The organism is Bacteroidia bacterium, from assembly GCA_023228875.1.
GTDB lineage: Bacteria > Bacteroidota > Bacteroidia > NS11-12g > UBA955 > JALOAG01.
This window is the reverse complement of the sequence record JALOAG010000014.1, coordinates 1-23,826: the sequence shown is the minus strand read 5'-3', so window position 1 is coordinate 23,826 and position 23,826 is coordinate 1. Positions and strand designations below refer to the sequence as shown.

The 23,826-nt window shown below is 37.4% G+C and carries 29 protein-coding genes; all 29 read left to right on the top strand.

The features are described from left to right. The first annotated feature begins 475 nt into the window (after window positions 1-475). Entirely contained in the window at window positions 476-721 is a 246-nt protein-coding gene (locus M0R38_10975; GenBank protein ID MCK9482268.1) for a hypothetical protein, read from the top strand. After that, window positions 711-1,313 carry a hypothetical protein gene (locus tag M0R38_10970; protein MCK9482267.1) on the top strand — a complete coding sequence of 201 codons (603 nt, stop codon included), beginning with the start codon at window positions 711-713 and terminating at the stop codon, window positions 1,311-1,313. Before M0R38_10975 ends, M0R38_10970 begins: the two co-directional genes overlap by 11 nt. Continuing rightward, window positions 1,282-1,845 carry a hypothetical protein gene (locus M0R38_10965; GenBank protein MCK9482266.1) on the top strand — a complete coding sequence of 188 codons (564 nt, stop codon included), beginning with the start codon at window positions 1,282-1,284 and terminating at the stop codon, window positions 1,843-1,845. Before M0R38_10970 ends, M0R38_10965 begins: the two co-directional genes overlap by 32 nt. Continuing rightward, entirely contained in the window at window positions 1,842-3,494 is a 1,653-nt protein-coding gene (locus M0R38_10960) for a hypothetical protein (GenBank protein MCK9482265.1), read from the top strand. The genes M0R38_10965 and M0R38_10960 overlap by 4 nt, the downstream gene beginning before the upstream one ends. 14 nt (window positions 3,495-3,508) lie before the next feature. Further along, window positions 3,509-4,936 (top strand): Eco57I restriction-modification methylase domain-containing protein, encoded by a 1,428-nt coding sequence (locus M0R38_10955; GenBank protein MCK9482264.1) that lies wholly within the window; start codon window positions 3,509-3,511, stop codon window positions 4,934-4,936. A 7-nt stretch (window positions 4,937-4,943) separates the two neighbouring features. Next, window positions 4,944-6,308 (top strand): Eco57I restriction-modification methylase domain-containing protein, encoded by a 1,365-nt coding sequence (locus M0R38_10950; protein ID MCK9482263.1) that lies wholly within the window; start codon window positions 4,944-4,946, stop codon window positions 6,306-6,308. A 37-nt stretch (window positions 6,309-6,345) separates the two neighbouring features. Next, entirely contained in the window at window positions 6,346-7,695 is a 1,350-nt protein-coding gene (locus M0R38_10945; GenBank protein ID MCK9482262.1) for a phage portal protein, read from the top strand. 27 nt (window positions 7,696-7,722) lie between these two features. Further along, entirely contained in the window at window positions 7,723-8,826 is a 1,104-nt protein-coding gene (locus tag M0R38_10940) for an XkdF-like putative serine protease domain-containing protein (protein MCK9482261.1), read from the top strand. Further along, on the top strand, window positions 8,819-9,985 hold the full coding sequence (locus M0R38_10935) for a hypothetical protein (protein ID MCK9482260.1): 1,167 nt from the start codon (window positions 8,819-8,821) through the stop codon (window positions 9,983-9,985). The genes M0R38_10940 and M0R38_10935 overlap by 8 nt, the downstream gene beginning before the upstream one ends. Before the next feature lie 33 nt (window positions 9,986-10,018). Next, complete coding sequence (locus M0R38_10930) at window positions 10,019-10,606, top strand: hypothetical protein (protein MCK9482259.1); 588 nt, start codon at window positions 10,019-10,021, stop codon at window positions 10,604-10,606. Continuing rightward, a complete protein-coding gene (locus tag M0R38_10925) occupies window positions 10,596-10,814 on the top strand; it encodes a hypothetical protein (protein MCK9482258.1) in 219 nt (72 codons plus the stop codon). Before M0R38_10930 ends, M0R38_10925 begins: the two co-directional genes overlap by 11 nt. Before the next feature lies 1 nt (window position 10,815). Further along, complete coding sequence (locus tag M0R38_10920; protein ID MCK9482257.1) at window positions 10,816-11,262, top strand: hypothetical protein; 447 nt, start codon at window positions 10,816-10,818, stop codon at window positions 11,260-11,262. A 31-nt stretch (window positions 11,263-11,293) separates the two neighbouring features. Continuing rightward, on the top strand, window positions 11,294-11,515 hold the full coding sequence (locus tag M0R38_10915; protein MCK9482256.1) for a hypothetical protein: 222 nt from the start codon (window positions 11,294-11,296) through the stop codon (window positions 11,513-11,515). Between the two features lies 1 nt (window position 11,516). Then, window positions 11,517-11,963 (top strand): hypothetical protein, encoded by a 447-nt coding sequence (locus M0R38_10910; protein MCK9482255.1) that lies wholly within the window; start codon window positions 11,517-11,519, stop codon window positions 11,961-11,963. 110 nt (window positions 11,964-12,073) lie between these two features. Beyond that, window positions 12,074-12,796 (top strand): hypothetical protein, encoded by a 723-nt coding sequence (locus tag M0R38_10905; protein MCK9482254.1) that lies wholly within the window; start codon window positions 12,074-12,076, stop codon window positions 12,794-12,796. A gap of 7 nt (window positions 12,797-12,803) precedes the next feature. After that, on the top strand, window positions 12,804-13,259 hold the full coding sequence (locus tag M0R38_10900) for a hypothetical protein (protein MCK9482253.1): 456 nt from the start codon (window positions 12,804-12,806) through the stop codon (window positions 13,257-13,259). Then, entirely contained in the window at window positions 13,252-13,971 is a 720-nt protein-coding gene (locus M0R38_10895) for a hypothetical protein (GenBank protein ID MCK9482252.1), read from the top strand. Before M0R38_10900 ends, M0R38_10895 begins: the two co-directional genes overlap by 8 nt. Then, on the top strand, window positions 13,968-14,354 hold the full coding sequence (locus M0R38_10890; GenBank protein MCK9482251.1) for a hypothetical protein: 387 nt from the start codon (window positions 13,968-13,970) through the stop codon (window positions 14,352-14,354). The genes M0R38_10895 and M0R38_10890 overlap by 4 nt, the downstream gene beginning before the upstream one ends. Continuing rightward, window positions 14,351-14,638 (top strand): hypothetical protein, encoded by a 288-nt coding sequence (locus M0R38_10885; protein ID MCK9482250.1) that lies wholly within the window; start codon window positions 14,351-14,353, stop codon window positions 14,636-14,638. Before M0R38_10890 ends, M0R38_10885 begins: the two co-directional genes overlap by 4 nt. Beyond that, a complete protein-coding gene (locus tag M0R38_10880; protein MCK9482249.1) occupies window positions 14,631-18,566 on the top strand; it encodes a phage tail tape measure protein in 3,936 nt (1,311 codons plus the stop codon). Before M0R38_10885 ends, M0R38_10880 begins: the two co-directional genes overlap by 8 nt. Next, window positions 18,566-20,464: a hypothetical protein gene (locus M0R38_10875; GenBank protein ID MCK9482248.1), complete on the top strand. Its 1,899-nt coding sequence runs from the start codon at window positions 18,566-18,568 to the stop codon at window positions 20,462-20,464. The genes M0R38_10880 and M0R38_10875 overlap by 1 nt, the downstream gene beginning before the upstream one ends. A gap of 11 nt (window positions 20,465-20,475) precedes the next feature. Continuing rightward, the gene (locus M0R38_10870) at window positions 20,476-20,889 is read left to right on the top strand and encodes a hypothetical protein (GenBank protein MCK9482247.1); all 414 of its coding nucleotides are present in this window, start codon (window positions 20,476-20,478) and stop codon (window positions 20,887-20,889) included. A 2-nt stretch (window positions 20,890-20,891) separates the two neighbouring features. Further along, window positions 20,892-21,398, top strand: a complete 507-nt coding sequence (locus M0R38_10865; protein MCK9482246.1) for a hypothetical protein — start codon at window positions 20,892-20,894, stop codon at window positions 21,396-21,398. Then, complete coding sequence (locus M0R38_10860; protein ID MCK9482245.1) at window positions 21,398-22,171, top strand: hypothetical protein; 774 nt, start codon at window positions 21,398-21,400, stop codon at window positions 22,169-22,171. The genes M0R38_10865 and M0R38_10860 overlap by 1 nt, the downstream gene beginning before the upstream one ends. Before the next feature lie 18 nt (window positions 22,172-22,189). Then, window positions 22,190-22,645: a hypothetical protein gene (locus tag M0R38_10855; protein MCK9482244.1), complete on the top strand. Its 456-nt coding sequence runs from the start codon at window positions 22,190-22,192 to the stop codon at window positions 22,643-22,645. 19 nt (window positions 22,646-22,664) lie between these two features. Next, window positions 22,665-22,892, top strand: coding sequence for a hypothetical protein (locus M0R38_10850; protein ID MCK9482243.1), 228 nt, complete (start codon window positions 22,665-22,667; stop codon window positions 22,890-22,892). Next, the gene (locus tag M0R38_10845; protein MCK9482242.1) at window positions 22,889-23,341 is read left to right on the top strand and encodes a hypothetical protein; all 453 of its coding nucleotides are present in this window, start codon (window positions 22,889-22,891) and stop codon (window positions 23,339-23,341) included. The genes M0R38_10850 and M0R38_10845 overlap by 4 nt, the downstream gene beginning before the upstream one ends. Next, window positions 23,341-23,583 carry a hypothetical protein gene (locus tag M0R38_10840; protein ID MCK9482241.1) on the top strand — a complete coding sequence of 81 codons (243 nt, stop codon included), beginning with the start codon at window positions 23,341-23,343 and terminating at the stop codon, window positions 23,581-23,583. The genes M0R38_10845 and M0R38_10840 overlap by 1 nt, the downstream gene beginning before the upstream one ends. Next, window positions 23,580-23,826, top strand: a 247-nt coding sequence (locus tag M0R38_10835) for a hypothetical protein (GenBank protein ID MCK9482240.1), incomplete at its 3' end; no start/stop codon positions are given. The genes M0R38_10840 and M0R38_10835, both read left to right, overlap by 4 nt.

Here is a 23,826-nt window from a genome sequence, read left to right as displayed (position 1 = left end):
TATCCTGCTTGCTATCCTAAAGTCGTGTCTGTGTGTGTGTGTGCTATCCTGCAACAGTGCTATCCTGGGTATGTGCTATCCTAAAACCTTGCTATCCTACAAACGTGCTATCCTGGTGCTATCCTGCAACAGTGCTATCCTGGGTATGTGCTATCCTAAAACCTTGCTATCCTACAAACGTGCTATCCTGGTGCTATCCTGCTTGTTCCCTTGACTGTGTGTGTGCGTATATTGCTTAAAACTGTGTGGTTGGTTGGTTGGAATGTGTGGAATATAAAATAACTTAATATACTGAAAGGCTCTAAGATATGAGGGATAGTAAAAGGCTTTTTGTAATACATTAATCAATTACGATTTAATGGCTTGCAATGCAGGATAGAAGCTTTTCTGCTGGTAAAATAAAATAATACTTGACAATCATTTGTAAATAAGTTAAATTGTATACAGAATAGAATAATGTTCAAAGGAGGATAAAATGAACATATCAGTCTCAAAAGCAACAGTTTTAAAGCTTAAAGAGCTTTTTAAGATGGAGTTGCCAGAATATATGGATGTTAAAAGCCTGTGTGACTTGTTTAACGGTGAAATACATGTACAGCAAATCTACAATCTAATGAATGATGGCTGGATTTCTTGCTACATGTATGACCACTCACCAATCAGGCATGTCAAGCCAACAGAAATAATGAAATACGTTATGGATGTGAATTATGGACAATAAAGAAGACAAAATAAAGAAAACTGCAGCAAAAACTGTAGCAAACAATACAATAAAAAGAAAAAAGCAACCGTTGCAAGAGTTTGAAATAGAATTCCAACCAAATCAAATCGGCAAGGTTAATTCAGAAGGTGCAATCGTTACAAACCCTGTGTTTTGGGAGATGGCATTACAGAAGAATACAAGAATGCACTTTTTCAACCTTTGCAAGTTGATTGACCCTGATACTGGCATGATTGCATTGCGTTTTTCTGATGGACGGATTTCTCCTTTGTCTGATGCGCAAATAGCAGTCCACTTTGGCACACACACTGTGAAAGGTGCAATTGCTGAGCTTGTGGCGTATGGCGTGCTGGCACAGATATCCGTTGCACGAACCAATGTTTATGTAGCAAATCCTTATGTTTTAAATATCAACAATAAAGCAAATGCTTATTTGCAAGCAATCTTTAATAAAACAACCCTAAAAAGAGCAGACAAATATAACCGTTTTTTCAATAAAGAAAATACAGAAAAATTTGAAGCAGTCTGGGAAGAAGGGGAGTTAGAAAAGGAGTTTGATTTTGATGAAGAAGAGTTTGAAGAAGAGTATTAAAGCCAAAAAGCAAAAAGAGCAAGCACTGGTTGCTGCACAGCCTGACATTTTGGACATAATTCATGCACGGGAAATACGCACGGAATACATTACCTCTGGCAGGGAAAAGTCGTTAGAAGAGCTTGCTGAAGCATATAATGCACCAATCGATGCAATAAGACAGCTGGCAACAAAGGAAAAGTGGGATATAGAGAAAAAGACCTACAGAGCCAATGAAATACAAGAAATGAAAGGCGAGTTGCTATTCCAGCGGGCAAAGTCAGAGCTTAATTCCGTTATCAACAGTGCAAAATTGCAAGACCAGGTTTACAATGCAATATCCAAAAACATTGCTGAGGGCCAGTACTTTCCAACAATAAAAGACTTTGCAACCTTGAATGATATTGTGAAAGACAAGTCAGGTGAAAAACAGACTGGCTCTTCCAACAAGATTTTAAACATTGTAATGAATAAAGACCCAAGCAAGATGAACTATCAAGAATTGCAGGCCTTAGAAAATGACATAAACGGAATGATAAGGGATGAGGAATGAAAAACAAAATCATTGCACAAGATTTATTGAAGCAAATAGCCAAAGAGAAAGCAAAGAGGCGTGATGAATTAATTGCTTCCATGCGTAAAGAAAATCCGCAAGGGTTTTGGAATTTCTGCAAGTATCTATACCCCAGCTTTTTCAAAGATGAGCAGACAGAAAGAATTAGGTATGCTGATGTGCTGCAAAAATGTATAATATACAGCTTGACTGGCGACCCTGCGTACAAGAAATACAGAAAAGTAATGATTAACATCTTCCCACGTTTTGGCAAGTCTTTCATGGTGTCAATCCTGGTTGTGTGGGCTTTGTGGCACTATCCAGAAGGTGCAGTAATGCGAAACACACACGATGCAACACTGGCAGAAAAATTTAGCAGAGACATCAGAAACATGATTGAGTCGCCGAATGTAGAAGGGGAGATAGAAGAAGATATAATCTCTGTGGCTGGCAAGCTGAATGCAATAGCACCTGAGTTAAAACTGTCAAGAGACAAAAGAGCCTTAAGTTCATGGGCTTTGAAAACATCTAAAGATGTGGCTTACTTCTGTGCAGGGATTGCGGGTAGTATAACTGGCAAGGGTTGCGACTTGGCAATGATTTTGGATGACCCAATCAAAAGCCCAGAGGCTGCTTACTCTGCCAATTTCAACGAAGACTTGCTGACATGGTATCTAACAGTGCACCGCTCACGTGCTGATATAGGTGAGAATGTTTACGGGTGTGAAATAATAATCATGGCAAGATGGAGCGAGGATGACTTGTGTAGCAGATTGTTAGATTCCGAAGACGACTGGTACCAGGTAACATTCGACATTGAGAACGAGGAAGGCAATTCTTCTTGCGAAAGCATTATTTCAACAGAGAAGATGCAAGAGATAAAGCGTGGCTTTGCTAACACTGCAAGATTAAACATGTGGAATGCTTTGTATCGCCAAAAAGTTGAGGGAATGAATGAAAGACTGTTTAAAAAAGAAGATTTAATGCGTTTTGACCCAGCCGAATACAACTTTACAGACCGCAGGCGTTATCAAGTAGTGGCTTGGTGCGACGTGGCAGATGAGGGTGCAGACAGCTTGTCCATGCCAATCGGGTACTGGGATATGGGGCTTGGCGAGGTTTACATTGTTGACGTGCTTTTTACCAAAGAAAGAAGTGAAATAAGTAGAAAAATGGTTGCTGATAAGATTTTGGAGCATCGAATTGAGCTTGCAGTGTTTGAAAGCAACAATGGTGGCAAGTATTTTGCTGAACTGTGTTCAAATAGCTTGACTGAAAAAAATAATGAAATGCGTGCCAGGATAAGTCAACTGCAGGCACGAATGCCAACAGCCAGCGAGCATGATAAAATAATGTTTCAAAGCGAAATTGACAGACTGAAAGATACAATCTTTGATGGCTTTGTTTATGAGGCACTGCGTACATCTGCTAACAAAATAACAAAGATTTTAGTCAACAGCAGCTTGGTATTAAGCTCTGTGTATTTCATAGAAGATGCACTGATTGACAAGTCCAGCGACTATGCTTTTTTCATGCGTGAATTGTATTCATTCCAAAAGGAAAGAAGGAATTTGCATGACGATGCTGCAGACAGTGTATGCTCTCTTGCCAAAAGGTTCTGTGCAAGCAATCTGTTTGAAATGTTTTAATTTAGGTTTATAATATGATAAAAAGTAAAGAAAGAGTGCGTGATTTTGGCGAGGTTTTTACCCCTGCTTGGCTTGTGTCCGATATGTGCGACCTGGTTGACCGTGAAATTCGTAATACATTTACAAAGATTTTGGAACCATGCTGCGGGAATGGCAATTTTCTTGTTGAAATACTTAAAAGGCGATTAAGCATACATGGCTTGTCGGTGCAGCATATCAAAGAAAGCTTGCAGACCTTGTATGGTATTGATATACAAGAAGACAGTGTTTACAAGACTAAGAAAAGAATGCGTGCTGAGGTGGTGCGTGTTTTAAACGGTGCAAGCGATGAGTTTTTAATAGAAATGCTTGATATAATAGATAAAAACATTGTCTATGCTGACTTTTTACAAGATGACACGTTTGCAGGAATACAGTTTGACTTGATTATTACAAATCCACCTTATCAGAAGAATGTTGTAAAAAAGGATGGTAATAAAGGCAGGGCTAATGCAGCTTATCCTGAATTTTTTGATAGAGCAATAGAATATAGCAAAAAAAAAGTAGTTTTTCTAATACCCTCAAGATGGATGACTAAATCAGTAAATGGAGTGCCAAAAATATGGCTTGATAAAATGATTGCAGCAAGGAATTATAAAGTGTTACACGATTACCGTGATAGTAGGGAATGCTTTACTGGGGTTAATATTGCTGGTGGCGTTTGTTATTTTCTTTGGGATAGAGAATATGAAGACAAATGTGAATACTTTTATCATGTAAATAAGAAAGTTTACAAAAGGGAGGGTTTTCTTGATGAATATAACATAAATGCTACAATAAGAGATGTTAGGGCTTATGGAATTATAGACAAGATAATTGATAAAGAAGGAATGTATTTCAAAGACAATAGTTTTTATGATATAGTTTCTTCCAAGTCTTGCTTTATGCACAATAAAAATATCTTTGAATCAAGCTGGAAGGATTACAATCTTGAAAAAACAGATGAGTTTCAGTATAAGTATTATGTTACAAAGCAGACACACGGTGTTCCTTATGGTTTTGTTTCAAGAGAGCAAATAGCAAAGAATTTTAAACTGGTAAAAGCTAACAAGTTATACATACATGCTGTTTATGGTGGGTCAATTAATGGCAAGATAATAAATAAACCCTTCTTAGGTGAACCAAATAGCTTATGTTCAAGGTCTTTTATCATGATAGGTTGTACACCTGATAAATATGATTATACCAAAGAGCAATTGTTGAACATTAAAAGCTATGTAGAAACAAAGTTTTTTAAATTTTTAATAAAGCTTTTAAAGCATACACAAAATGGCAATAGGCGTGTCTACAGAATGGTTCCGATGCAAGATTTTGATACTGACTGGACAGATAGCATGCTTTATAAAAAGTATGGTTTAACAGACAGTGAAATAGAGTTTATAAATAACGAGGTCAAGAATTGAGGCTAATATGATAAAAAGTAAAGAAAGAATAAAAGAATTTGGAGAAGTGTTTACGCCAGCATGGTTGGTTTCTGACATGTGTGACTTAGTAAATAATGAAATAATCAATGAGGATACAAGCATTCTTGAGCCATGCTGTGGCAACGGTAACTTTCTTATAGAGATACTTAGAAGAAGATTAAGCAAGCCAAATAAAACAACTGATTATATAAGAAAAAGCATTCAGAGTTTAAAAGGTATTGACATTTTACCTGATAACGTGCAGGAAGCTAAGAATAGATTGTTGTCAGAAATAGTACATTATTTAGATGGATATAAGCGTGGTTTCATTGTTGAAATGTTAGAAATAATGGAAAGCAATATTGTCTGTGGTGATTACCTAAAGGATAACTTGTTTACTGGTGTTTCTTTTGACTTAATCATAACAAACCCACCTTACCAAGAAATGGATGGTGGTTTTGGTGCTTCTGCAAGACCAGTGTATCAGCATTTTATAAATAAAGCAATTGTTGACAATAGTAGATTTATTGTAATGGTAATTCCTGCCAGGTGGTACACTGGTGGTAAAGGATTAAATGATTTTAGAAAACAAATGATAAATGATACTTGTATAAAAGAGTTGCATGACTATTGCGACTTTAAAGAATGCTTTGATAATATTGAGCTGCGTGGTGGCGTGTGCTATTTTTTAAGAGATAATGAATACGCTGGCAAGTGTAATATTGTCTCTCATTCTCAAGGAAAGATTGTTTCAGAAGCAAGCAGGTATTTAAAGTACAAAAACTTTAATTTTTTCATTCGTTACAATCGTGGCATAAGCATTCTTGATAAAGTTTTAAAGAATGGTTTTAGTCCTTTTTCTGACATAGTTTATAATAGGAATGCTTTTAACATGAGAACCAACTTTAAAGACTTTTATGCACAGCCGTTTTTAAACAGTGTTAAACTGTATGCAAGAAAGCAGGTTGGATATATTGATAGAAATAATATTAAAAAAAATCCTGATTTAATAGACAAGTGGAAAGTGTTTATAACGAATGCTTATGGTGGTGGCAGCAACTTGTATCACCAAATAATAAATAAACCATTTGTTGGAAAGCCAGGTTCAGTCTGTACAGAAACATTTTTATACATAGGCAGTTTTGCAAGCCAGCAAGAAGCAGATAATGTTGTTTCATATATGAAAACAAAGTTTTTTAGATTTATGATATTTTTAATTAAAAATACGCAAGACGGGTCAAGAAAATACTTCCAGCTTGCACCGCTACAAGACTTTAGCAAGCAATGGACGGATGACATGTTATACAAGAAATATGGTTTGAATGCTGATGAAATAGCGTTTATCGAAGCCAGGATTAAGCCAATGGAGTAAAGAATGAATGGCAATAGAAAAATAATTAAAATAAAACTTGACAATATTTTATATTCAACTATATTTGGTATTAGGAGGCATGATGAATGAAATAATATTTGCAATAGACACTAACAACAAGGTAGAAGAGGTAAAAAAGTCAGTTAACTACTTTGCGTCAGAAACAATTATGCCTGTCGACGGGGTTGGCGTGGTGCCTCCACCATACAGCATGAATTACTTAAGCAGGCTTTTTGACTTTAATTCTACACACAAGTTTTGCATTGAATTAAAAACAAACCTTGTATGCGGGCTGGGGTATGAAACAAAAAGAGGAACCCCAAAAAAGATTAAAGACTTTCTAAAAAGACCAAATAACATTGCACAAGACACTTTCATTCGCCTTTGTAAAAAATTAAGAATTGATTATGAGATTTTTGGCAGGTATGCACTTGAAATAGTTAAGCTAAATGGCAAGCTTAGCTTTTACCATGTGCCAGCAAAAGATGTTTATGTAAAGCAAAAGAAAAACAGCATATATGTTGACAAGTATTTATTGCAAACTGGCATGGGTAGCATGATTGAATACGAGCCTTACGCATATCAAAACAAGCCAGGAAGGTATCTGTATGTCCATGACCACTACAACCCTGTCTCACGGTTTTATGGCGTGCCAAACTATGTTTCAAGCATAAAAGCAATTGTTGGAAATGATACAATAACTAACTACATTCTGAACTTTTTCTCAAACAATGCAAGACCTGATTACTTTATAGTTGTAACGGGTACAACCCTGACAGAAGAGCAGAAAAATGAGATAAGAAGAAACTTGTCGCATGCAAAAGGGGTTGAAAATGCACACAAAGCAGTAACACTGACACTTGGCAGCACGGAAGCAAGGGTAGAAATAAAGGAAATTTCAAAGATTGTTGATGAAAACTTTAGGAATACAAAGCTTGATAATCGTGATGAGATTGCACAGATACACGGCGTGCCACCAAAGATACTTGGTATCGCATCGGCTGGCAGTCTTGGCTCGGGTAACGAAGCAATAGGTGCGTTGAAAATCCTTGTAGAATGTATAATCAATGCAGAAAAGAAAGAATTTGAGCATAGTTTAAATAGCATTCTGTCGACAGAGTTTAATCATAACGAAGAAGATATAATATCTTTCAACGAGCTTAGCTTGATAAATGAAAAAGATTTAGCAATTGTCCATAAAACCTACCTGGATATGGGCGTAATATCAATAAATGAGGCAAGGCGGGACTGCGGAAGGTTGGAATTAAGTGGCAAAGAATATGATAAAATTGTCAGAATTCCTAAGTCAGATGATAACTTGGCAATCAATCCTGATGACATGACCAACCTGGACCCAACTAAAGATATTACACAAACAAATGTGTAAAAACTTAATAACCATTTAGGAGGATAAGTGAAAACAAAAAAGAAGGTAAAGCAACTCACAAATACAACGGTAACTCATGTTTCACTTGTACAAAACCCTGCGAACGAGGAAAGCTTTTTAATGCTTAAATCCAAAGGGGAACATACCATATCCCTTGTCGTCAAGCAAGAAGATATGGCGTTTACAGACTTGGATGAAAAGCAAATTGTTTATGGAATTGTGTATTCGCCTGACAAGCTGGATGCGGATGGTGAGTTTATGAGTGCAGAAGATATTGAAAAAGCTGCTCATGAATTCTTGTCAACATTCAGAAATATTGATGGCGAACATGATTTTGTCAGCAATTTAGGCGTGCCCGTTGAAAGCTATGTCTTGCAGAAAGACACTGAAATAGCTGGCAGGATGGTAAAACAAGGCTCTTGGGTGCTTGCAATTAAAGCAACCGACGAAGCATGGCAGAAGGTTAAATCTGGTGAGTTTACTGGCTTTTCATTAGCTGGCAAGACAACCAGACGGGAAGTCAATGTTGATGTTGACGAGAATGGTAATATCGTAAAATATGGTGCATTAAAATCTGTAGCAAATAGCATTTTAGAAGCGTTGGGCTTTGTACAAAAGGATTTTAATGATGAGGTTTATAACGACGAAAACAATAATGTTGGCTGGTATTTAGATTTATTATACTATGCTTTAAACGATGCTTTATACAAGAATGATACTCCTGAAGCAAAGAAGAATGAAATGATAACCTCAATATACCAGTTTATATCCAAAATAAACAGCATGGATTTCATTATAAAACACAAGAAGAAAGAGGATGAAATGTCAAAAGAAACAGCAAAACAAGAAGAGCAGCAAGACAGCAAGCAAGATAAATTGCAAGCTGCGGTTGCGAACTTAATGGACAAGCTTGGCGAGCTTGAAAAAAGAATGGACGTCATTGATGAAACAGAAAAAAGAATTCAAGACTTAGAAAAGTTTTCTGTTGAATCGTCAAAGGTTATAAAGGCTTCCGCTAATCGAATTGATGAGCTGGAAGATGTGGCAATGAAATCAGAGCAAACGGTGGAAAAAGCAGCACCAAAGAAAAAAGAATTCAATTTACTTTTAGGAGGATATGATAATGAGTAATATAAACAATGCAGCAGAAAACATGGAATTGTTAAGCAAGGAAACTGACGTAACTAAAGCAATCAAAGAGATTTTAGGGCTTTCAAATCAAAAAACAGATGACGTTCAAAAGGATTACACTACACCAGCTGCGGACATGAACATTTTAGACCAAAATGCAACCCGCCAACTTGACATTGATGCAGGAAATACAATGGTTGATTTGGTTGTTAATCAAAGTAGCTTTCTGAACGAAGTTTTTGTCGACAGAATTTCAACAATGCGTTCAGTAGTAAACGTGTATGACGGGAATGGAATGCTTGTGCAAGCAGAAGAAGGGGTCGACCCTTTTACTACAGCTGGCAATCTTGCTAATTTCAACAATATAGGCTATGACGTTAATCTTGAGCCAATGTTGTTTTTATACAGAATAAACCGCACACAGTTGCAAGCAATTGAAAACTCTGCAAACTGGATGGTTGACATCAATAGAAGAATGGGAAATGTGTTTAGCAACCTGCTATTAAAACAAGCATTGTTTGGCACTCCTGCATCTGGTGGAGATACTGACATTGAGTATGGATATAACCATACTGGCACCGCTTTAATGGGTAGACCCCGCATCGGCGTTCGTGGCTGGCTTGACTACTTGAAAAATGGTTATACATACAAGGCACCTGGCACTGGTACAGATACTATAGCACTGCCTGGCGGCTTTGTTGAAACATGGGATGCTGATAAGAGTGCATTCAAGCCAATCAATACAGTCTTAGAAGACTTGACAAAAGCATATCCAGCTGAGCATGATGGCGAAGATGTAGTGTTTATGATGTCAAGAGCTGACTTCTTGGATTTCATGTACTATGTGGCAGGCAATGATGCAAGCACAGCGAAGTATGAAAGTGGCAAAGTTTACAGCATTGCTGGATACAAGATAATGATACTGCCTTTCTTGCATAATTACAAGAAGACTGTAACTGTAGGTTTAACTGATTACTATCCTGGCATGATTTTAATGGGTAGACCAAAAGACTTGATAATCAAGATAAATTATAGATATATTGACTATTCAAGAGAGTACTCATCCAAACTTAGAACCCTTGACAGCATTTATAACGTTTCTTTAGCATTCCCAGTTATCGTGCAACGTTTTGCGGTTGCTTATAAAAACCGTTCATAATGTACTGCCAATCAATAAGAATGGAGGAGTAGCATGGAATGGTTAAAAAGGTACGAAGATTACGGGCTTTTTGACGAACCTGGTGATGGAGAGGGTGGTGGCACTGAACCAGAAAACACAGAAGAGCCAGAAGTAATAGAAAACTTGTATCGTTTTTTGGTTGACTTTACTGACCAAGGGAAAGACGTTTACTACAAGAAAGGCACTTATGCAGTCTTGGATAATGAAAACTTTACACAATTTGAAAGCATTGAGGACTTGATAAGTTCAAAAGTGCTGATTGCAGTAGAAGAGCCAATCAATCCAGAAGAGTTAAAGCCAGTAAAAATGGTAATGAGCATAATTTACAATGGTATCAGGTATCATAAAAATGAGTATGCTTTGCTAAATGCAAGAGAGTATGCAATGTTAAACAATACCTACCTGACTACCTACATTGACTTGCCAGAAGACACAGAGCCAACAAAATACTTGCTGGTTCAATTTCTGATGAATACTAACTATCGTGGCGTGCTTTACAATAAGGGTGATTACACAGAAATGTTGGAAGCCGATGCTGAGCGTTACAAAGATAAAGGGCTTGTCAAGGTAATAGAGGAAGAGGAAAACAATGACGAATAATAAGAAAACAACCAAAACTAAACAAGCTGAAACAAAGCCAGTTGAAACAAAGCCAGTTGAACCAGCTAAAGTTGAAACAATCAAAGTGCGCATGGCTACCAACTATTGCGGCGGTGATAGAAAGTACTATGACAAAAACGAAGTTGTTGAAATGGATGCTAAGGTTGCAAAAGGCTTGATTAAAGCAGGTATAGCAAAGGAAGTATAACATGAGTGCCTACAAGAAAGCGATTAGCATGTTCAACCTAAAGGGTGAAGTGAAAGAGAAGGTAAAACAGTACATATCTCCTGCACAGGCAACCCTTCGGAAACAAGTAGGCGAAAGTACATTTAGGGAATTTGTCAACCTGCCAGAAGACTTGTATGTTGAAGGCGAGGTTGGCTTTATTCCTTTTGAAGACTTAACAGAAAGCCAATTGATGCGTCGTGAGCTGGAAACTGCGCAAGCTTATTTCATAATGTACTATGCTGTTGTTGGCATAAAGGAATTTGAAATGGGCAACGTGGCTTTGGACCGAGTTAGCTTTGGTGATGGCAATCTAAATCCAACTGGCACAATCAGCATGGAGCGTTACCAGGCTATCTTTTGGAAGATGGCAGTGTCGGCTTGTGCTGCATACACTGGCTCAGGCGATTTTGGCATAATAGTGGTATAATATAGTTAATATAGTTAATATAGGAGGATTTGTGGCAGATAAAAACAAAACAAGCCAGCAAAAAGACAAAACAGCAAAGCGTGAAATAGTTCACAACTGCATAGCTTTAAAAAGAATGCTTTATGGCGACAAGACCTATGAAAAAGGTCAAGCAGTTGGCATTCTTGACAAGGATTTTGCACTGCTAATAAAGCACCGCTTAGTCAAGCTGGATGAAACAGAAGATGAAATAGTAGAAGAACTGGAGGTTTAAGATGGCTTTTATAACAGGAACAAGTCAATTAAAGAAAAATTATTATAGAGTATTTGTTAAAAGCGAAGCAGGCACGGATTTTGCAAACTACACAGAAGTTGGTGCGTGCGATGCTGGCGGCTCTATGCGTGAGGAAAAAGGCGATGAGCAAGAATTAATGATTGGCAATAAACCAGTAATTAGCAAGAATGCAAACATTGACTTTACCGTTTTGGAGGTAACAAAAGCAAACGTTGAAGCATTGCGTACACTTGTAAACAAGGATACAACCGTTGTTTTTACCCAGCAAGCAAACTTTATTGCACCAACTGCGGATGACTGGGTGATAAAGAATGTTAATGTATTCCCTACCTTGACAATCAACTCAAATGCTCTAAATCAGGTAGCAATGTCAGGCGTAAGGGAAATACCTGCTGATGATATTACAACCATTGCACCGGGAGCATAATGTTATAGCTTATGAAACAGGGGGCTTCGGCTCCCTATTTTAACAAGTTATTTTAGCAAGCTATTTTAACAAGCAATTAATGAAATGCAAAACAAAAAACAGGAGGAATTATGGCATTCACTATAGGAAGTAGCCAGTTAAAGAAAAGGTTTTACAATGTATACCTGGATATGATAAGCAATGATTATATCAGTAAGCTAATTGATGGTACTAAAATTCATAAAATGTTAAAAGACAACATTGATAACTTGAATGAAACACACTTAACAGATGGTGCTACAATTGGCGAGGAAAGCGGGCTTTATGTTTATACTGGGATTAACGATATAACTGTAACAATTCCTGAAAGCAATAATCAAAGCGGAATTATGTTTATTACAGTACCTAATAGAGGCGGACATGTTAAAATAAGTAACAATAATTTTGTCATTAATTCGTTAAGGAGTTTAATGTTAAAAGACTACTCAAACAATGATGATGAAACTTTGGACTGCTCTTTGCTGCCACTTGGTGCAGTGCTTGAAGGATTGACAATGTCAGACAGTAAAGGTGACGTGAAAAAGCTTGCCAGCAGTAATACAATTGTTGTTAGTAACAATGTTTCAGCAAACTTTACACTTGCTGGGCTGGCGGATGAACTGCGAAAGTTAATAAAAAACATACAAAACAATGTTGGCTTGCTGTTTGTTGACCGTTTTGGCGATAATCATTTTTACATAGCCAATATCAATCCTTTTACAGGTTTAAACATTGTTAGCAACGATATCGGACAAACAGAGTTTACTGTTGAAGATGAGCGTGGCTTGGATTTTGTAAAGATGCTGGAAGAGTGAGGCAAGCATGCCACTAATTGAAACAAACAATATCAGTGCAGACAGAGTTGATGAATTGATAAAAGCAATCAAGTCCGACACTGACTTTTGGAGTGAAGATGCAGCCGAGCGGGCAAGCGATGAATACAAAGGCTTTGGCTCTGTCAGGAATAACATTGTTTCAACTGACTACAATAACAGCGACTTTCCAGTCCTTTTTGTGTATGCAATCGGATTAAACAAGGTCAATACAGCTGGCGGGTCATATCCAATCGGTGCAGACATTGCATTGCGTGTGGCACAAAGGTATCAAGAAGGCGATGCAAACATTAGTGCAGCTAAAAAGCATGCAGAATTGTTATTGCTCAGCGTTGAACAGACATTCAGTTTGCATTCCAAAGAGAAAACATTGATATTTGAAGACGTTTTAGGCAGCTACAAGACACACAACATTGAATCGATAATTGAGTTGAATAATGAATAAAAAAGCTTCTGTTTTAATGACTACCGAGCCAGTTGCAGCGGTTGATAAGTTTACTGACAACTTTGCAACAATCTTTACCAATAGAATAAAAGATATTTTTAATAAAGTATTCCTGCCAGCATACAAAGCAAATACAGAGCAATCAGTGCAGAATGTTTTTGATGATACCTCTCCAACAAATCCTTTTTTGCAAACATCAAGAAATAAAATAATAGAAAAGTATCAAAGTGTGATGCAAGAAAAAAACCATTATACAACAGGTGGCATGATTAAAGCAATTCGTAGGTCAGGTAGTTATATCAGAAGCAATTACAACAACACAACAAAGCAAATCGGCTTGCAAATCGGCGACCAAAGCATGCCAGAAGCAAAAACCGATAGAGCTTTCAGGTATGATAGACGATGGAATAAGTATGAGCGTTACAATGATGCCAGCTTTCAAGAGCTTGTAAACTGGGCAATAATTAAGTTTAATGTTAGCTTTATGGATGCAACACGGATTGTGCAAACAATGTTAAAAACCAGACACAGAGTAACTGGTTCGCATATAATTTATAAGCGTAACAGCCCGTATGGTTCATTGCCAATCAAGACAGATGCAGAGCCAACAAGCGACATTGTTTTAGACTGGTATGAGGACTTTGCAGCAGAAGATTATGCCAACATTGTAGAAAAAATAATAGACAAGAATAAAAAGGAGATATTTAAATGAAGAAGAATGCAACAAATTTAGGCACACTTGGAAGAGTGATGAATTTTTTAAAAAAGCATGGTGTAGAAGATATTCCAACAGAGGTAAACCCTGAAGAAATGGCTTTCATTGTGGTAACTGAATTAAGCTCAGATAACATTATAGAATTTATTTCAATCATAAATGAAGATGCTGACACAGAAGGCTTAACAGATGAGAAAGCATTGAGGGTAATTGCTGGTTTTTTTACCAAATTAGGAAAGAATTTGCAGCCTTTCGCAATGAGATTGAGTTACGAATTGAGACAGCGACAAGACATGGCTACTCAAAAGATGGCGGAAGTGATGGAAGCGAAACTGAAGGAATTAAACATTTTCGGGGAAATTACTACTGGGACAGAATGAGATTGCTTGTTGAAAACGGTTTTGCAAGCATTGTTTACACTTTATCGTTTTCTGAGGCAATGTACCATGCAGAAGAGATTGTTTGTAGTGAATTAAAAAAAGCAATAGGAGAATACCTGGCAATGGACAAAAAGTTTAAACCAAACTATGAAAACATGTTTAATGGCAAGATTGTTTACATTGCTGATATCTACAAGGAGATTAAATACTCTTTAGCATTGAATGAATTATTAGAATTAGTTATAAACCAATATAAAGCATTTTCGGAGGCAAATAATGGCTGATAGACAGATTAAAATGTCACTTGACATAGATACAAAACTGCAACTTGACAATAGCAGTGTTAAAAAGCTTAATACCATGATAGAAGACATGATTAAAAAGGTAGCTAAGCAAAACCCAATGAAAGAGCTTGAAGAAAGTGCAAAAATTGTAACAGAGAAAATAAAACAAGCTTCCAAAGAAGCCGACAAGCTTGTCGATAATTTAACAAAGATTGAAAGTTCAGCAAAAAAGCTTGAAGAACCAGTTAAAAATATTCTTACAAAAATAAAAGATGCTGCCAAAAATGCTGCTTCCTTGGATTCTGCGTTTAATCGAATTGCTTTTGTAATGACTGCTAAAATGAGTTACAAAGTCTTTGATGCAATCAATCAAGGCTTGCGGGAGGGCAGAAAGAATGCAGTGCTTTTTGAAGCCGAATTAGCACGAATAACAAGCATTGCGTCAGGTAGAAGTGCACAACCACTAATGCCGGCAATGCGTAGTGCGTTAGAGCTTGGCTTCCATGGTGAGGATATTGCAAAAGCTGCTTACCAGTCTGTATCTGCACAGTTTACACCTTCTGAAACAGCAAAATTAATGAAAACAGCGGAGCAAATGGCGGTGGCTGGCAAGACAGAATTGTCGCAATCCTTTGATTTGTTGACAACTATTTTAAATTCATACAAAATGTCAGTTGACGATGCTACCCATGTTTCTGACGTGTTTTTCAAAACAATACAATATGGAAAGACAAGTGTCCAGGAATTTGCACCAAATATTGGCAAGGTTATTTCAACAGCCAGCTTGCTTGGAATTACCTTTGAGGAAGTCTCTGCTGCAATTTCAACCATGACATTAAACGGAATTCAAACAAACGTTGCGATTACCTCTTTGGCACAGTTGCTTGCCAGCATGGTCAGACCAACAAAGCAGGCGCAGGACGTTTTGGACAGACATAACATTTCTTTAGACATTGCACAAGTTAAAGTGCGTGGCTTTGCTAAAACGATTGAAGAGTTGAATGCTTTAACTGACGAAGAGATTTCAAGGGTTGCTGGCTCTGTGCGTGGCTTTAGGGCAATGGCAACAGCGATAACATCTAATACACAATGGCAAGAAAACTACAATCAAATGATGAATGCCAGCGGTGCAACACAAGAAGCATTTAACAGACAGCTTGAAACAACTGACATGCGATTAAAGCGTTTTAGAGGTGCAATTTCTTCTGCTTCCTTGTCTGCTGGCGAATTGATTACAGCATTAAGTGGAATTTTAACACCATTAACAAATGTAATGTATGGTTTTGATAAATGGACAATCGGCATTCCTATTGCTGCTGCTGGGCTGTATGGTCTTGTGCGGGCGATTATGGCAGTTACTGCAGCGTTAAAAGCAGGCGATGTAGCAATGAAACAAAACCTGATAATACTTGGCATTAGTGCTGCTGCTACAATTGCAATCGGCATTTATGGAAAGTATAAAAAAGCTGCAGAAGATGCGCATCAAGCACAATTAGACTGGGCACAAGCTAACGTTGAGCGTGCACACACAGCGGTTTTGAATACTGAAAAAGAAATAAAGGTTTTAAATACTTATATAAAATTAAAAGAAGAGGAAAGTAGAAATTCTGAGCTTTCAAAAGACAAGACAATCTTGCTTGGCAGTGCACAAAATGAATTAAAGGAAACATACCAATACACCGCAGACAATTTGGTTAATTACAATGACAAGCTTGCAGAAAATATGAAATTGCTTGGCGAGCAACGTAAAGAGGTGCTAAAAACAAGGGCAATTTACAAGAATATAGAATTAGAAGATGCAAGAAAAACATTGCAAAAAATAAAAATAAAAGGACCTGACAGTGCACAAGGCGTTTTGGGCAGTATTAGTGAAATGGTTTCAAGCAGCACCATCGGATATATGCTTCCTGAAAGCGAAGAAGACATAAAAGCTGCGATGAAACAAATAAAAGACATTCAAGATGAGCACTTTGCCAACCTTAAAGAATACAATAAGAAAGCCACTGAGATGCAGACTGAAATTGTTAAAGAGCAAGATAAGTTTCGCACAATGCCTGGCGTGGTTTACCCTGACATGTTTGGCACTCAAGAAGACATTGATAAAACAACTCAAAAAGTAAAGATTGATGAATTGATTGGAAAGCGTAAAAATATAGTCAAGGAGATAGGCAAGTATACCAAAGCAATAACTCCGTCAATGCAGGCATTGTTAGACGTGTATGATGCCTTAAAATACCTGCTACCTGACACTGATGAAGAAAGAACCGCTGCTTACAAGCTAAGCCGACCTGAGTTAAGGGATGGAAACAACTTGCTTGCCAAAGACCCGTTTAAAGATTTTAATTGGAAAACAGCAAAAAGGCAATTTGAGCAAAATGAATTAGACCTTGATGGATTAATAAAAGCTAAAGAAGAATATTACAAAAAAATTGAAACGTATACTTTTGACGACCAAATGCAGGCTGAGTATTTAAAAGAAACAGCTGATACAGACATGCTGACATTGATTGAAAGAAGATTTAACAATGAATTGCGTGTTTTGGAATACAGCAGACGTTCGGCAAGTACAGTTGATAGCATTATAGAAGCTGAGGAAAAGATATCAGAAGCATATGGCAAATATATTAAAAACCTGAAAGAAGTTAATGCCAATAAGATTGCTATCCAGGAAATAGAAGAAAAGAAAAATGCAATATTTGGCAAGACTAACGTTGCGACAATTACAGCACACAAACAGCGTGAAGAGCAGTTAAAGAAAGACAGGTATGCTGCTGATATAAAATTTGTAACAGATGAAAAGAATCAGCTCGAAGAGCTTGCAAACTTGTATCATGATGCACAAAAAATGCAAACTGAAGAAATTCAATCGCAAATGGAAGAACACAAAACACAGCTTGTATTCTTTAATGGTTTGGAGCAGTATCTGAAAAACATTCTTGATGCACGGAAAAAGATTAATGCTTTAGTAAAAGCTAACGTACAGGCAAAGCTTGATGAGCAAGTCTCTTTTGGTGCTGGCTTACTTAGTGGAGCAGGAATAAATACCCACTATGACAAACAAGTAATGCTGGACGAGTTAAAAAAGCAAATTGAAGATGAAAACATGAAAACACCTGACCTGGTTGCACAGGAAAAACAGCTTGCCAAAGAAATACAAATGGAGGCAGGGAAAGACATTGTTTCTCACTCTAAGGATTTAACCAGCGAACTTGGCGACATTTACCAGGCATATCTGGATAGACGTTTAAAGCAAATTGACATTGAAAGACAAGCTGCTTTAAGCTCAATCGATGAGCAAGCCAAAATGCAATACCGTTCAACCTGGTGGGTGCAGCGTGAAAAAGAAAAAGCGGAAAGAGAAGCTGAGAAGCAAAGAAAGAAAGTGATGAAGCAGCAAAAAATGGTTTCAATTGCCGAGTCCACCATGAACACTGCCATTGGAGTAACGAATGTATGGGCTAAATGGGCTGCAAATCCTGCCATTGCTGCAATTCTGACAGCATTGGTAATGGGTGTTGGCGCAGCACAAATTGCAACAATCGATGCACAGAAATTCGCGCAAGGTGGTTGGGTTGGCGGGAAGTCTCATGCACAAGGTGGCACAATCATTGAAGCAGAAAAAGATGAGTTTGTTTACTCAACCAAAGCAACCAAAGGCAATGAAAGATTTATCGAATACATGCACAACAGCTTGAAAGAGGGTGCAAAACCAGCTGAGTTGCTTGCATCGAATGTTTTAATGCAACAAACAAGCCAAAAACCAGTACAGGTAGTCAATAACAACAAAGAGCTTGTAAAGGAAATGCGCGGAATTGTCAACAGTATAAAAGATATAAAAGTCGAGGTCGCCATGCACGGTGAGTTTATAGACAATGTCAAGCTTGCGCGCAGGGTAGAGCTTGGCAACAAGCAACGTAGGACGGTATAATGTATAAGCTATTTTTTTATGAGAATATAGGTGAAACAATTGAAGACAGCACCTTTAACGGCAAGCTGGATTTGCATTGTCTTTTGGGCATTGACATCGATGAGGACAAGCTGATTGATGATGACTTTTTCTCTTTTGAAGCAAAGCGAATGGAGATAAAGTTTATGGACAATGGTTCAGGTTTGGCTTTAAAGCTTTTAAGTTACCTAAATTCCAGTGATTACCTGCTAAGAAGCTATCCAAAAACCATTGAGGGCGTGCAGCAACAGCCAGTTGAAACTTCTTTTTTAAATAGAAAGCTGCGAGTTGAAATTAATAATGAAACATGCTTTGTCGGCGTGCCTGATTTAAGTTCATTCAGTTATGATGCTTCTACGCAGGAATACAGCATGAACTTTGTTTCTTTGCCATACCTGATTTTTGATAACATGGAAAACCTTGAAATGAGCATGTTTTTAAGCATGGTTGCGAATGAAACATTTGAAGTATCGATTGACCACAAGTTTTATGCAAACGTGTTTTTGTCCTGGCTTATGGTTTTTTTGTGTGATTATGGAATAAATACAGTTTACTCTGAAAACTTCTTATTTAATTACGCTTCACAAGACGTCAACTTTGCCAATACTTTACTGTTTTACAGGAATGAAAACTTTGCCAGCAAGTCAATAATTGACGACAACAGGTACCAGCACAGCCAATTTGGTGAATTTCAAACTCCATACCTGGCAACAGACAGCATGCGTAATGCAGGAAATACCGTCAGTGTGATTTACCATCAAGCTTTTAAGGCCAGTAACACAATACCTTTTAAAATTTATGTAAAACTGTATGGACCGGGAAGAACTATGAACTCTAAAAAATTTATAACAGCAGCAAACCTGCAACCAGTCTTTCGTGCAATGCTTAATGTTTCAATAAATAAAGAAAACTTTATGACACTTGACGATGACTTAGGGCTTGTGCTACCTGGCAACATGGTAGACACTGTTTTTGCAAGGAGTAAATACAGTAGACACAACAAAACATGGACAGCAAAAACAACCATTCATAAAAATAAGAATAAAATAATAGAGGAAGTGTCCATTCTTTTTGAACGGAAATATCCTGGCGGGAATGCTGGCGAGTATGACAACACAGCCTTTGAAACATTGCTTGATGAGAATTTTTTAACAGAGTTAGATGCTCAAATGCAAGCGGTTTTTGACAGACAAGACACAGTTGACCTTAGCCACACAGATAATAATGTAGAAATGACATTCCATACAGGGTATCCAAAAGCAACACTGTCTGGCAGTATATCTCCTAAATTGCATCTTGTAATAAAGAGACAACCTGACGGGTCGCTTATGGTAACTAACGATTCTGACGGTATTTTTAATCCTGATAAGTTTAACATAAAAACATTTTTCAAATACATTTTGGCATTGTCTGGCTTGTACATGCGGCTTGGATATAAAGAAGGTAAAACATTTGTTTCTTTTGAACCATTTTCAATCAATCAAACAAACTCACAGTACATTGCCAGCAAGCATATTTTAAGACTGACAGCTGATGCAGATTATGTTGATTTAAATAAACAATTTCAAGATGCTGATTACTCTGAAACAGACTGGCATTACCTAATCCGTGCAATCATACATTCCTATAAAAGCTTGGCAAGTAAATTAAAGAAGGTTTACACTTGTGAAATAATAAAAAACAATGATACAGCCAACTTACAACTTGCAGTAACAGAAACAGTGCACATGCGTGTCGGAAAAAACGTTTTGTATTTCTTTATAAATTCAGTAAAAGAAGAGGAAGATTTTTATACTTTGGAATTAATTCAATATAATATTAAAAAAAGTCTTGACATTTTAAAAGAAGACAATTATGCTGCAATTGAAAACAGTTTATAAGGGAGTGAAAGATGATGAACAATAACGGCGGGCTGACATTTATAAAAGACAATAAAAGTGTTCGCTTTGAGCTTGCAAATACTAAAATAAAGGCATTGCGAATAAGCGAACCTTTTACAAGTATTAATGGTTCAAATGTTCACGTGCAAAAAGGCTTCCTGCATGAGGCTGACATAGAGATTTTTATAACAAACAAACCTGGCGAGCTTGATGCTTTGCTGATTTTAAGTAACATGCTTTTTAGTATAAATGACTACAACCCTTTAACTGTTTGCTTTGATGCTGGCGGCGAGTTTGAGTTCACAACCTTAAATTCATCCATGCAGCACACAAGATACCTTGCTGACAATTCGCAAGTCGGCTTGATTGTGTCTTTCAAGCTAAAATCTGCAATCATCGAAGACAATATAAGACAAGGCTGGTAACAATGAGTAAAATAAACTATATGGGTGAGATTGTTTTGCAGTGTGGCGACAATAAATTTATAACAAAGCATGCAAATTTGGATATTACTGTACATCTAGTAAGACACACAGCAACAAACATTTATAAGTCGCTGGTCAACTTGCTTAAAGGGTACATAATCGAGGGCGAATTGACAGTGTATGGAACGGCTTTTGAGGGATTTAATCAGTGGAAAGAATTAGTTGACTTGTTGATGCAGGTCTGTCATGACTGTCCGATAACAGTGCAAATAAATGACCCTGATACAAGCGTGCCAATGAAAACATTCATCTTTGACAGCGTGTTATCAGATTTTAATTATACAAGTTATATAAACAATAATAGCAAGCTTGGCTTCGAATTTAACTTTTTGCTACAGCAATCAAAGGTTGTAAAAAACCTGCCAACTTTTTGGACAAACTTGGGCTACAATCCGAGAGTGTTGTCGGCTGACATTTTAATAGAAAACTTTATCTGCGAGGAGGATTAATGAATGACATTTTATCAGTTGGAATGACTGGCTTACAGGTTGTTACAGCGGTCAATGATAATGGTACACAAGTACAAGGACAGCTTGACAACAAAGCTGACCAATCAAGCTTATCTGCTCACATAAACAATGCAAGCATCCATGCAACAATTGATGACAACGTTACAAATAATTCAAAACTATGGAGCTCCAGCAAGGTCAATACTGAATTAGCTGGCAAATCAAATTCAAACCATACACACAACTACGCTGCAGAAAGTCATACACATACTTTGGCTGACATAACAGATTTGCAAAGCTTGCTGGTTGACTTAAGCAATGCTGACTTTACATTGTCTGTAACTCGCAAGGGTGATGACTTTCGGCATGTAAAGGTTGAAATTGTAGACAGTGTCGGGGTTGGTATGTTTTTAATGCTTGTCAGTTTTTCGGGCTCTTTTGTTGGAGTAGACAATCAAACACTTAGTTTTTTTGGCACAGCACAAAGCATGCAGTTTGAGGTTGAAAAGCCAGCTGACGACTGGGCTGGCTGGAATGCAAGCAATGAGTGTGGGTTAAAACTATCGATAACAGTTCGCAATGTTTTAAATGACACAGAGCTTGACATGGGCGAGAATGACATTCAAAACATTGTTAAACATTTAAGTTTTAAAATAACCTTAGAAGACTTGGTGGCAGAGATGAAAGGCGAGCCAGATGACGATGACAGCTTTATAAATGTTTTAAAGCGTAGAATTGCTGACGACATAGCAGACAGATTTGATAAGAAATAATAACAGAAAGGAGGCAAAATGAATGCGGTTTTGGATATAAGAGACTTAGTTAAAAACAAGGAAGCATTGAAAAAGGAAGCAAGTCCAAACATTTTAAAAGCAATGAACCGCAGTGTAATCATGCGTGATGGCATGTATGGCGAACCTTTGAGTTTCAATTCTCAAGGCTTTGTTGTCCCAACTGTTGATGTAAAAAAGATTGATATAAATGATTATGAGGTTGGCGAGTTGTTTCGTGATGGTGAGACTGGCTGCGTGTTTATCTGTACAGACAAAAACGTTATGCAAGATATACCAGAATTTGAAACAGTTCCTTATCCATCTGAAAGCAATGTTTACCTGCAGTATGTTGAGGGCGTTGGCTTTACATGGACAAAAGCGGTTGAATTAAAAGAAGGAATGAGCACTCCACCAGACAAGCAAGGCGTTATGAGAATACACGATGGCAAAGTGTTTATTTCAAAAAAAGAATAAAAAAACAAGGAGAACACAGATGACACTAAACGAGAAAATTGTAGAGCATGTAGAAGAGCATGACATGGACTTTAACACAGCAAACGTTTCATTCGCTTTGATTAATGCAATGTACTCAGACCAGCCAATAGAAGAATTAAAGCGTGCAAAAATGTTTTTAGAAAGAAGAATAGGACTTGTAACAAAGCAGATAAATAATGGCAATTTTAACAAAAAAGTGTGGAAAGAAAATGGAGACAAGCAATGAGTACAGAGAAGTTTGTAGAAAGATTTCTAACAAGTTATGACTTAGGAAGGACAGTTGTAAAAAAAAAGCAAGGCCAAAACAATGTAAACAAGATTTTAAAGGTCGACTCAAACGGCTATCTTGTTTTGGCAGATGACAACAATACCGAGTACAGTGCTGGAGGCGGACTTCAATTAAATGAAAGCACTGGTGAGTTTTCATTAGAAGAGCTTACGGTAGGTGGGAAAACACTAAACAATAATACAACGGTTGACAAGTATGGGCGTGTAACAGGGATGGCACAAGTTAACAGACAGCTTGCAGATTATAGTATTACTGACGGCTGGGAAAACAATGACTTTAGCACAGTACTAGACAATACAGATTTGAAAAAAATTTGGAGGGGCATAAGAGACGGAGTGTATGGCTTGTGGGTAGTAATGGAGCGTGAATCTGGAGATAACACATAATGAGGAGGATAATGGAATTAAAGGAAAAACTAATTAACGACTTGCAAGAAATGCAAAACTTTAGAAACAAGCTTGACAATGATGAGCAAATCTTGTTGCAAAACAAAGCTTCTTTGGATTTTAATATTTCATACATTAAAAGCTTGCTGGCATTTATGGACAGTGATAATTTAACACAACCAACCTTGCATGACATAATAGAAGACAAGCCAAAAGAAAGGAAGAAAAAGGAGGCTAAATGAGCGTAGAATACATTGAAACACGTCTTCTGGAAGAAACAATGGTCGGCACTGGCAGCAAGAAAATCCTGCGAGCAGATGAGGATGGCTTGGAGGATGGCAAGCTCCTCAAATCCTCTTCCACTGGCATCTCCTCCGCTGACCTTTCTGACCACCTGGAAGGCACACCTGGTCAGATTGTTGTATCTACTGATGGCAATATTGGTGGAGTAAAAATTGGGTTTCCTAGTACTGGTACTGTAACAA